The sequence below is a fragment of the Parashewanella spongiae genome (genome assembly GCF_004358345.1).
GTDB lineage: Bacteria > Pseudomonadota > Gammaproteobacteria > Enterobacterales > Shewanellaceae > Parashewanella > Parashewanella spongiae.
In genome coordinates, this window is record NZ_CP037952.1 from 432441 (window position 1) to 444567 (window position 12127).

5 protein-coding genes are annotated in these 12127 nt (G+C 41.7%); 2 read left to right on the plus strand and 3 right to left on the minus strand.

What is annotated here, in order from left to right; genetic code table 11:
* Nucleotides 1-733: 733 nt before the first annotated feature.
* Nucleotides 734-3808, plus strand: coding sequence for a pentatricopeptide repeat-containing protein (locus E2I05_RS01540; RefSeq protein ID WP_121854607.1), 3075 nt, complete (start codon nucleotides 734-736; stop codon nucleotides 3806-3808).
* Nucleotides 3809-4888: 1080 nt separating this feature from the next.
* Complete coding sequence (gene ltrA / locus E2I05_RS01545) at nucleotides 4889-6169, plus strand: group II intron reverse transcriptase/maturase (protein WP_133309423.1); 1281 nt, start codon at nucleotides 4889-4891, stop codon at nucleotides 6167-6169.
* A 336-nt stretch (nucleotides 6170-6505) separates the two neighbouring features.
* On the opposite strand, the gene E2I05_RS01550 is transcribed toward ltrA, so the two are convergent.
* The 3 genes from E2I05_RS01550 to E2I05_RS01560 all read right to left on the minus strand — a co-directional run bounded on the left by E2I05_RS01550 (nucleotide 6506) and on the right by E2I05_RS01560 (nucleotide 12075).
* The gene (locus E2I05_RS01550; RefSeq protein ID WP_121855266.1) at nucleotides 6506-8722 is read right to left on the minus strand and encodes an ankyrin repeat domain-containing protein; all 2217 of its coding nucleotides are present in this window, start codon (nucleotides 8720-8722) and stop codon (nucleotides 6506-6508) included.
* 11 nt (nucleotides 8723-8733) lie between these two features.
* Nucleotides 8734-9873 (minus strand): ISAs1 family transposase, encoded by a 1140-nt coding sequence (locus tag E2I05_RS01555; protein ID WP_133309433.1) that lies wholly within the window; start codon nucleotides 9871-9873, stop codon nucleotides 8734-8736.
* Between the two features lie 90 nt (nucleotides 9874-9963).
* Nucleotides 9964-12075, minus strand: a complete 2112-nt coding sequence (locus tag E2I05_RS01560) for an ankyrin repeat domain-containing protein (protein ID WP_133309434.1) — start codon at nucleotides 12073-12075, stop codon at nucleotides 9964-9966.
* Between the last annotated feature and the right edge of the window lie 52 nt (nucleotides 12076-12127).

Consider the following 12127-nt stretch of genomic DNA (forward strand, 5'->3'; position numbering starts at 1 on the left):
TCTAAGTGAGCTGGTCACAACACAGAACAGTGAATGCTCAAAAGCATCGAAAAAAGAGAGAGCGTAAATTGGTCGCTCTTTCTAAATAAAAGGTGCTGCGTTATCGTTTTCTTATTTGGAAACGGAGTAACGACAGTTTTGTATGTCGATAATAACCAAACCTCACAAACTCTGCCTTGCATAAAATAACCAATTTATCGCTGCAAAAACAATCACGAAAGATCAATAGACCCTAGGAAACCTGACAAAATATAATGCTGTTATCAACGAAACATTAAAGCTTACTGAACATATAGAAGATATTTGGAAGCGTGTATACCCAAATTTTTCTACTTCCACCATTAAAATGATAAGCTGTGATCAAGTATTGATGTGCTGAGAGGTTACTATTCAACCACATTTTGGGATATCTAACCAATATACTGAAGTTGAGTACAACTCAATTTCCACTGGGTTACATTCTCGTAAACGAACTCGTACAGATGCCGTAACGTATCAGGTGTCACAGCCAAAAAGGCATTGCAACCAAATCAGATCTTACTTTTCTCCTCAACCAGAGCCACAGCTGAAACCCAAGCCTTCTTATAAACACTTTAAACTTAGTCGTTCAAGACACGCTACTTGCCGAAATCCTCAAGCGTACAAAGGAGAGAAAGCTCGCTATTCACATTGTGCACGTGTACATTCAGACAATGTAAAATCTAACCTAAGGTCTAGAAATCTCACTAATAACATGTGGGTGATAGATAATTTTCTTTATTGGAAAGGAAAGGATAAAAAAATCGTCGACGTCATCAGAGTGACAATTTCTTGCATTAATGAATGCAATACCCTGAGTGAGTCACTAGCGTTGATCAAAAATTTAAAAGCAATACTTAGGGAAAATAAACATGAACTGCGTAAGCAACCCGGGCCTTTCAATGCTTATTTATCCAAGGCGTTAGGTTTATACAAAAACAAACAGTTACAGCATCTTTCAGCGAATGGTTTAGCTCAACAGGCAGAAAAAATCATAGCGCTTATGAGAGCAATGAAAGTCACTCCCGACGCCGTCAGCTGCATCAACTTGTTAAAAATTCACGACGCAACAAAGCAGTTTGAGGCTGCTGAGCGTTTGCTACTGGGTAATGAGGATGGGCGAAGTTATATTTCAAAATGGAAGATAGCCGTCAATATTAAAGTTTATGGTGCTTTCCTTGGTGTATGTGCTGAAACCCAACAATTTAAAGCCGCTCAGAAGGTATTAACCATTCTGAAAGACAATGCAAGAGCCATGTGTCCTAAAGACGAAATATGGCCCGATGCCATCACTTGTATCGATCTGTTAACGGTTTACGACGCAACAAAGCACTTTAAGGCTGCTGAGCGTTTGGTACTGGGTAATGAACATGGACGAAGTTATATTTCAGAATGGGAGGTAGCTATTAATATTAAAGTTTATAACGCCTTCCTTGGTGTATGTGCTGAAACTGAACAATTTAAAGCTGCTCAGCAGGTATTGACCATTCTGGATGATAATACAAGAGCCAGGAGGCCTAAAAACGAAATATGGCCCACTACTATCACTTGTATCAACCTGTTAACCGTTTATTCCGCAACAAAGCAGTTTAAGGCTGCTGAGCGTTTGGTTATGGGCGAGCGAAGTTATATGTCAGAATGGAAGGTAGCCGTTAATATTAATGTTTATAACGCCTTCCTTGGTGTATGTGCTGAAACCCAACAATTTAATGCCGCTCAGCAGGTATTGACCATTCTGGATGACAATGCAAGAGCCATGAGGCCTAAAGACGAAATAAAGCCCGATGCCATCACTTGTATCGAACTGTTAACTGTTTATGCCGCAACAAAGCAGTTTAAAGCTGCTGAGTGTTTGGTACTGGTTAATGAGCATGGACGAAGTTATATTTCAAAATGGAAGGTAGCCATTAATATTAGAGTTTATAACGCCTTCCTTGGTGTATGTGCTAAAACCGAACAATTTAAAGCCGCTCAGCAGGTGTTGACCATCCTAAAAGACAATCTCAGAGCCATGTGGCCTAAAGAACAAATAAAGCCCAATGTCATCACTTGTACCAAGCTGTTAACTGTTTATGCCGCAACAAAGGAGTTTAAGGCTGCTGAGCGTTTGGTTATGGGCGAGCGAAGTTATATGTCAGAATGGAGAGTAGCCGTTGATATTAAGGTTTATGGTGCTTTCCTTGGTGTATGTGCTCAAACCGAACAATTTAAAGCCGCTCAGAATATATTGACCATCCTGGAAGATAATCTCAGAGCCAAACAGCCTAAAGACCAAATAAAGCCCGATGCCATCACTTGTATCGAGCTGTTAACTGTTTATTCCGCAACAAAGCAGTTTAAGGCTGCTGAGCGTTTGGTTATGGGCGAGCGAAGTTATATGTCAGAATGGAAGGTAGCCGTTGATATTAAGGTTTATGGTGCTTTCCTTGGTGTATGTGCTCAAACCCAACAATTTGAAGCCGCTCAGAAGGTATTGTCCATTTTGAAAGACAATGCAAGAGCCATGTGGCCTAAAGACGAAATATGGCCCAATGCCATCACTTGTATCGAGCTGTTAACTGTTTACGCCGCAACAAAGCAGTTTAAGGCTGCTGAGCGTTTGGTGTTTGGTAATGAGCATGGACGAAGTTATATTTCAGAATGGAAGGTAGCCGTTAATATTAAGGTTTATGGTGCTTTCCTTGGTGTATGTGCTCAAACCGAACAATTTGAAGCCGCTCAGAAGGTATTGTCTATCCTGAAAGGCAATCTCAAAGCCATGTGGCCTAAAGACGAAATAAAGCCCAATGCCATCACTTGTATCGACCTGTTAACCGTTTATGCCGCAACAAAGCAGTTTAAAGCTGCTGAGCGTTTGGTACTGGGCAATGAGCATAGACGAAGTTATATTTCAAAATGGAAGGTAGCCGTTAATATTAAGGTTTATGGTGCTTTCCTTGGTGTATGTGCTCAAACTGAACAATTTGAAGCCGCTCAGAAGGTTTTGACCATCCTGAATGACAATGCAAGAGCCATGGAGCCTAAAAACGAAATAAAGCCCGATGCCATCACTTGCATCGTCCTGTTAACTGTTTATGCCGCAACAAAGCAGTTTAAGGCAGCTGAGCGTTTGGTTATGGACGAGCAAAGTTATATGTCAGAATGGAAGGTAGCCGTTAATATTAAGGTTTATAACGCCTTCCTTGGTGTATGTGCTCAAACCGAACAATTTGAAGCCGCTCAGAAGGTATTGTCTATCCTGAAAGACAATGTTTTAGCTGAGCAGCCTAAAAATGCAATAAAGCCCGATGCCATCACTTGTATCGAGTTGTTAACTGTTTATACCGCAACAAATCAGTTTGAGGCTGCTGAGCGTTTGGTGTTTGGTAATAAACAAGAACAAAGCTACCTCTTAGAATGGGGAATAACCCCTAATTTTCTTATTTATGCTTACTGGGCACTGGTTAATGAAAATGATTTCGACAAGTCTATGGATAAATTGTGCCGCTTAGACTTATGTCATAAACAACTTGGACTGGTTGGGAGTGTTTTTAACTGCCATGTTGACAGTATATTTAGTTGTAGTTTGAGTAAGGATATCAGCTCTGGTGTACCCTTTCAGTTTGCTAAGGCTCTATATCAATATCATTGCCGTCGCAATGGAAAGCTTGCCATTGAAAAAATTATAACGGGCCATCACTTAGGTCAGACTTTAAAAACGAATTTTATTTCATTTTTAAAAGAAGAGCATCAACTAGAGTTTAAGCCTTGTGCATCAAATGATGGAATCATTAAGCTAAAAGCTCAGTAAGTCAATAATTCGCTATCTACATGCAGATATAATTGTAAATGTCGGAGAGTAGTAAAGTTTGAAACTTTTATCTTATAGAACCTATTAATAATGCTAAATAAAGGTGTTCTTCTAACAGTAATGGATTGAAACTTTCTTGAACGACCGTGATCGATTTCATTGAAAAAAGACATTAAAGATTGAAACTAACTTTTGGACATATGGACATAAACATCACAGAATTCATAAGTCTTACCTTAAACCTAAAAACATCAATTGAACGCTGAGTATACGAGTAACTATTTGAGCAATACGATGATTTTATTACCATGTTTTTCACCCAGTGAGTGAAGAGCTCTACGCTCACAAGCTTGCTAAAATGACTGCTATCTGCGTTGTAACTTTTGCAAGTAGAATAACTACTTGCTGCAAGCTACGTCTTACTATCAGCCATTTTTTCTACGCTTGAGAACGCAAACTGATGTTTCTAGGGAGCGCCACGAAGCGCTTTATTCTGTTGCGGGATTTGTCTCAACGTATACGCAGCCAAGCGATTACATGGCCATAAACCAGAGACAGCAACGTTATTATTTATAATAAGTCCATCAGGTTGAAACGTACCTGACGGGATAATTACCAGTTCATCCCGAAATCTGACGGGCATGCATAATGGGTAACCGCTATGACATGAAGCCCTGTGACAAAGGCCTTGAATAAAGGTTGAGATGCAATGTAGGCCGCAGCATCAAGCGAATTCAGTTAAGCGTCGTAAATCAAAAAATGAAGATGGGGAGTCTTTCCTAGTTGACGAACCCTGACACAAACAGAGAAGCAACTGGTAAATGCATCTGTTTGATCTTCCGGCGTAATATGAAGTGGCATGTATTGAAGGAAATAAAGTGAACGTGGGAGAGCCTGAGTGTTGGAAGGTAGTGACTTCCACTATCCGAATATAAGGTAAACCGAAATTTCAGATAGGGCGCTCAGGCAGTCGGATGAGCCCATAGTACCGTTAACCGTGAAGACAACATAACTTCACATCAGGGAAGGGGCTCAGTGTTACACCCGTTTTTAACGTAACTTTTGAGGTGAAATTGCCATATGGCTAACACTCCAGTAAATATCAGAATATTACAGCGAAAACTTTACTTACGCTCAAAGCTTAACTCGGAGCTTCGATTTTACAGCTTGTACGATAAACTCAGTCGCCTAGATATACTCGAAGAAGCCTATCGACGATGCAAAGCCAATAAAGGCGGAGCAGGAATTGATGGCATCACATTCAGTTATCTAGAGCAGCAAAAGAAAGTCGTTGCGCTGTTAAAAGAAATTCAAACTCAATTACAACAGAAAAACTATCGACCTAGCCCAGTCAAACGAGTAGAAATACTCAAAGACAACGGCAAAACGCGGAAACTTGGGATCCCGATAATCAGTGACAGAATTGTGCAAATGGCGATGACAATAGTGATGCAACCCGTCTACGAACCTCATTTACATGAACACAGTTATGGCTACCGTCCATGTCGAAGCGCCCAGCAAGCGGTAAAAGTCATTGAAATGAGCCTAAAACAAGGCTATCAGCACGTACTCGATGCTGACTTGAGCGCCTATTTCGATACCATCCCGCACGCTAAGTTGATGGCAAAAGTAGAAAGGCGAATAAGCGACAGCAGCTTTCTGAGTTTACTGAAAAGCTTTATCAAAGCGCCCATCAGCATAGAGACGGTCAACGGGAAATGGCGAATAGAAGCAAGCCGATGTGGCACTCCGCAAGGCGGAGTTATCTCTCCACTACTGGCTAACATCTATCTCAACGATTTCTGTTTGAAAATACACGAAAAAACACCGTGTAAAATCGTTACCTATGCAGATGATTTTGTTGTACTTCATAAGCAAACCTACACACAAGAGCAACTGGACTGGATAACACAGCAATTAAGTGATGAAGGTCTGAAGCTAAATCAAAGTAAAACCCACTGTGTGGATATGGGAAAGCTGATGAATGAGTTTGATTTCCTCGGTTTTAACTTTCAACGGATCACAGGCCTCATCAAAGGCACCAGTTACATCAAGATACAGGCGTCTAAGAAGAGCCAAACAAAGCTGAAAAATAAAATCAGAGACATAGTGAAACACCGAACCTCAAATACACTTGGCGTACTGATAAATAAGGTTAATCAAGTTCTGAGGGGATGGAAACACTATTTTGGTGGGATAGGTTATCCCAGAGGTGTATTTTTCAGAATAAATGGATTTGTAGTAAACCGATTCTATCGATGGCATCGTCGCTTAAGTCAACGTCGAAGCAAGTATCTATCACGAGGTGCTTACGAAAAATTACGCCAAGCTGGTCTTGAGTATTTACCCACGACAAGATGATAAGCAAAGTGAAGGGGCTGAGAGAAGTGTAACAACAGAGCCGTGTGAGAGAAAACCTCATGCACGGAATCGAAGAGGGGCTGCTGGATAAGCGATAGCGAAGCCAGTAGCCTACTCTACTTAAACTGCACACGTCATGCCCGAATGCCTTAGTCGGGCATCCAGAGTCTTTTTTTGGCGGTTAAATTTATTCATTAACGGCACAAGATTTCTTCGATTTCTTCAAAGGCACTGGATTCCTGCCTTCTCAGGAATGACGAAAAGTTACAGAATGCGCCATACAGAAAATGTCATGGAACACGGACAAAAGTGAGTTTCATATTACAAATAAGCATCTTATTTTTTCGCAAAAAACACACTTATTTTATCCTTCGTGGACACCAATTCAATACCTTTCCATTTGAGTATGAGATTAAATACAACCTCATGCTTATATTTACTCGCCAGTTTTAGCGGTGGCATTCCAAATTCGTTACTAAATAATCGAGTAGAATCTATCGGATGTGTGGATAAATAATCCAGTATTACCTTCACCACCTTCTCTTTACCAAGACAGCAGGCCGCATGCAGTGGCGTATTCATAGTATTTGAATTCATCATGGTCAGCCCGATATCGGCATTAGGGTGCTGCACCTTATAATCCAGCAGTACCTTCACCAACCCATCATGACCGACATTACAAGCCTCATGCAGTGGCGTATTCTTAGATGTTGGATGCTCCCTTGTCAGCCCGATATCAACCTCAGGGCACTGCCCCTTATAATCTAGCAGTACCTTCACCACACCATAATAACCAGCGATACAAGCCTCATGGAGTGGCGTATTCTTAGATGTTGGATGCTCCCTTGTCAGCCCGATATCAACCTCAGGGCACTGCCCCTTATAATCTAGCAGTACCTTCACCACACCATAATAACCAGCGAAACAAGCCTCATGCAGTGGCGTATTATTATGTGTTGAATGCTCCCAAATCAGCCCGATATCAGCATTAGGGTGCTGCCTCTTATAATCCAGCAGTACCTTCACCACGCCATCATGACCAGCGAAACAAGCCTCATGCAGTGGCGTATTATTATGTGTTGAATATTCTCTGGATAACCCGATATCGACATTAGGGTGCTTTCCCTTATAATCCAGCAGTGACTTCACTACCTTCTCTTTACCAAGACAGCAGGCTCCATGCAATGGCGTACCTTTATACGTTGAATGCTTTCTGGCCAGCCCGATATCAGTTTCAGGGTGCTGTTCCTTATAATCCAGCAGCACCTTCACTACACCATCGTGACCGGCGATACAAGCATCATGCAGTGGCGTATTCTTAGTTATTGAATGCTCCCTGGTTAGCCCGATATCGGCATTAGGGTGCTGTCGCTTATAATCCAGCAGTGACTTCACTACCTTCTCTTTACCAAGACAGCTGGCCGCATGCAGTGGCGTAGTCTTAAATGTTGAATGCTCCCTAGTTAGCCCTATATCAGACTCAGGGTACTGTACCTTATAATCCAGCAGAGACTTCACCACGCCATCATGACCAGCGATACAAGCCTCATACAGTGGCGTATTTTGATTTTTTGAATGCTCCCTGGTTAATTCGATTTCACCCTCAGAGTTTTGTCTCTTATAATTCATCAGTGTCTTCACCACAGCACTATGACCAGCGATATAAGCCTCATGCAGTGGCGTATTGGGATATTTGGAGTGATTTTTTGCTAGCCCGATTTCTGCCTTAGGGTACTGCCCCTTATAATCCAGCAGTACCTTCACCACATTTTCTTTACCAAGATGGCAGGCTGCATGCAATGGCGTATTTTTATATGTTGAATGCTCTCTGGTTAGCCCGATATCAGCTTTAGGGTACTGCCCCTTATAATCCAGCAGCACCTTCACCACATCATAATGACCGGCGATACAAGCCACATGTAGTGGCGTATTCTTAGATTCAGAATGCTCCCTAAGCAGTCCGATATTAGCCTCAGGGTTCTTCCTCTTATAATCCAGTAGCGCCTTCACCACATCATAATGACCGGCGATACAAGTCGCATACAGAGGCGTATTCTTAGATTTTGGATGCTCCCTAGTCAGCCCGATGTCGACCTCAGGGTTCTGTCCCTTATAATCCAGCAGTACCTTCACCACGCCATCATGACCGACGACACAAGCCTCATACAGTGGCGTATTCTTAGTTTCTGAATGCTCCTTGGTTAGCACGATATCAGCCTCAGGTTCTTGCCCCTTATAATCAAGCAGTACCTTCACCATCTTCTCTAAACCAAGTCGGCAGACCGCATGCAGTGGCGTACTCTTAGTTATTGAATGCTGCCTGAACAGCCCGATATCTGCTTTAGGGTACCGCCTCTTATAATCCAGTAGCAGCTTCACCACATCATCATTATCGGCAATACAAGCCACATGCAATGGCGTAGTCTTAGATTCTGAATGCTCCCTGAACAGCCCGATATTAGCCTTAGGGTATTGCAGCTTATAATCCAGCAGCACCTTCACTACACCATCATGACCGACGACACAAGCCTCATACAGTGGCGTATAGGGCAAACGGGTCTAAATTAGACAGCCAGTTTGCCCACAGTTAATACCTTCATCAAATATTCTTCATCCCAGCCCGCTTTTAAACGTTTGCTTTTTATTCCTACTTTTGCTGTTTTCTCATTTTTCAGCATGTTGAGTGCTGTTTTATTCATGATAGCCATGTTCTCTGCTGCGTTTCCACTTCTTAACCGACATGAATCTTCATCAAAGCTTACATCCAGTTGCCAGTGGAGCTTATTTTCAACAAACCAATGAGAACGTATTGCATTTGAGATAAACTCAGCTTTAGGTTTCAAATGACTACTGATGTAATAGCGTCTTTCCATGGTCTTCTCTATCCCTTTTTGTTCCCTAGTAGATTCTACGACTACAATGCTGTTTAAGCTTGACCATCTACTATGGCGTTTTCTGAGCCACTCTACGTCAGACGTGACCCAAACTTTTCTTTGTTCAATTCGACCGTGATCTTTATCGACTTCCTCAAACATATCGTAGTGAATTTTTTTAAATCTAGACTCGAGTTCTGTATCTAAAAATAATTTGATATCTTCAAAGAACTCACCTTGGCTACCTTTAAGGGCGAAAATATAATTAGCTTTTTTTTCAATGATTTTATCTGCAATTTTAAACTGGCAACCCATTGCATCAGTGGTAATGGTTGCCCCTTTAATATCGAGGAGCTCTAACAACTTAGGAATGGCTGTTATCTCGTTGCTTTTACCGTCAACTTTCATTTGCCCTAAGCAAAGATTATTTTTTACTGACCAAGCATTAACGATATGTATTGCTGGAACTTCATTCACTTTATCCAGAGTTCTTCTCAGTGTCTTGCCATCAAGAGGAATGATATCTTCGTCAATTGTACAAAGGTGTTGCGCCCACGCTATAAAAGTGGCATGAAAAGCCTTAGGGCATAAGCGGTTGAGAACATCGTTAAAGGTATCATGGCTTGGGACGCCATGAGGCATATCTAAAAAAGTTTCGAACCATTTTTTCTTCGATTTCCCATATTCTTCAATAGCATTGAAATTATCGCAGCCACAGATAACCGCACATAGAGTAATGGTTATAATGTTAATCAGAGGATGATGTAAAGTTCGTGACATACGAGGGTCGGGTAGGCCATCAAAAAAGTCGCTGATTGTCGTAGTTTTCATAGAAATTAACAAGCAAAGACTATTATAAACCACGATCGCTATAGTTTGGCAAACGATCAAATTTGATTGCTTATTTTTGACCCGTTTGCCCTACAGTGGCGTATTCTTAGTTTCTGAATGCTCCTTGGTTAGCCCGATATCAGCCTCAGGTTCTTGACCCTTATAATCTAGCAGTACCTTCACCACCTTCTCTTTACCAAGACGGCAGGCCGCATGCAGTGGCGTATTTTTATATGTTGAATGCTCCCTAGTCAGCCCGATATCAGCTTTAGGGTTCTGCCCTTTATAATCCAACAGTACCTTCACCACACCATCATGACCGACAATACAAGCCTCATGCAGTGGAGTATTTTGATATGTTGAATGCTCCCTAGCCAGCCCTAAGTCAGTATCACGGTTCTGCCCCTTATAATCCAGCAGTACCTTCACCACTTTCTCTTTACCAAGACGGCAGGCAACATGCAATGGCGTATACCCGTTTTTGTTAGCGTTATTAACCTCAATACCCGGAGTCTTCAATAATGCTTCCACCACATCTGCCCGCCCAAAGTACGCTGCGATATGCAACAGTTGATTATCACTTTTAAGGATTGGTAAAAAGTTATGTATTACCTCATTGAAATTAACCTGATGACTCAATAAATGAATTAATTCTGGCCAGTCTCTTGAATTTACCCAAGCTCGCCAATCAAGTGAACTTAAATGCACCTCATCTGCTCCTGAGTTACGAAGCGCTTGTATTGTAGAAAAACTGACGCCGCCTGAGATGCAATGCTGCAATAAGTCTTGTTTACGATTTAACGGTAAGGTTTGCCAACCCTCACGGTTACTCAGGTACTTTTCTACTACATCATCGTATGATGCATTAAATTCAGTTAACCGCTTAACGATTGGTTCACTCCAAACAGTGACGAACTCCGACTTAATTTTTAACTGTTCAAGGTGCCTACATAACGTATCACGGTAGAGTGCCTGCCATGTATGTGACAATAAACACATCATCAACGGACGTTTATCAAACACGGGAAGACAGTAAACAACAAGTGCTGCCAGCGCACAAAAATCACCACAATAAAGTTTTTTACACCAGTGGCTGACATTGCCAGTGTAATCCGTTAGCTCAGGCTTTTCCGGTATAAATGCACTTTCTAAAAAAAGTGTTAGCTGTTGGTCTGTGTGAATGCGCTTTAAAATCTCATTACTGATGCTATCTCTTGTCTGGCTGCCATCATAAAAATGGTTAGGAGCAAGTTTTAATAACGCAGACCAAGCGTTTTCCTTTAACCGATCAACTATGCCATTCATTTCCATTAGCAGATTATCCTCATCAGACTGAAGGTATTGCTCTTTCAGAAATAATACCTGCTGCGATAATTCCAAATAATCGTCAATACTGCTCAATAAACGGCGGTGATAATTTTCTGGGGCAGTGAGAAGTAAATCATAAATATCTGACGCAAACAGGTCGTGCAGCGGCAACTTAAAATGAGTGTCTTTCTTAGAGACGATCCCTGTAAGCAACCAAGGCACCGTCGCCGCTAAATGTACCCGGTAGTCAAATCTAACCTTTGAAGTTAACTTCAGTAATGTGTCACTCATTTGATCCCGACACAATAAATTAAAAATCGTTGTCGCTTGCCTATCACACAAACCCAAACGAATACGAAGACCGTCTATGCACCGCCATTCACCTTCGCTTTCAACCGCCATAGGAAAGGCACCGAGATGAAGCAGTTGCTGTGACTCAGGCCAGAGTCTCATTTCGTCAAGCCTGTTTGAAAATTCAACAAGAAAACATAAGGCGTCTTCTGGTAGTTGTTGGTTTAAATTGATCCGTTCAACAATATGCGTCTTTAATTTTTCGAGTCGCGCAAAATAATCCTCCCTGCCTTTTGTGTCTCGAGCTAGAATGGCCTTTCCTTGTTGCTCAGCCCGCATTATCACGCCTGTTAATTTTTCATCAAAATTTGCTCCTGGTAACTTCGCTACATCATCAGTTAACTCTAGTTCAGCGTGGTTTTTCGTTACTTCTTCATCACGAATAAATTTGAGGAATGCATCATATTGCCCAAGCAGGCTGACCCTAAACAACTGACCGTCAATATCAACGGTGTTTGATTCAAGGTTTGCTTTCTGAGGCTGAAAGTTTAACCGTGCAGCGATTGAAGTGTTTGAGCTGACAGCGCCTAGGGGATTGCACATTCACATTCCAATTCTTTGTCTTCGATGAATTGATAAATTGATAAATTGTAAA

Excerpts from the sequence above, each read along its gene's own strand:
- ltrA (WP_133309423.1), top strand. The coding sequence starts at position 4,889 with ATGGCTAACACTCCAGTAAATATCAGAATATTACAGCGAAAACTTTAC.
- E2I05_RS01555 (WP_133309433.1), bottom strand. The coding sequence starts at position 9,873 with ATGAAAACTACGACAATCAGCGACTTTTTTGATGGCCTACCCGACCCT.
- E2I05_RS01560 (WP_133309434.1), bottom strand. The coding sequence starts at position 12,075 with ATGTGCAATCCCCTAGGCGCTGTCAGCTCAAACACTTCAATCGCTGCA.
- E2I05_RS01540 (WP_121854607.1), top strand. The coding sequence starts at position 734 with ATGTGGGTGATAGATAATTTTCTTTATTGGAAAGGAAAGGATAAAAAA.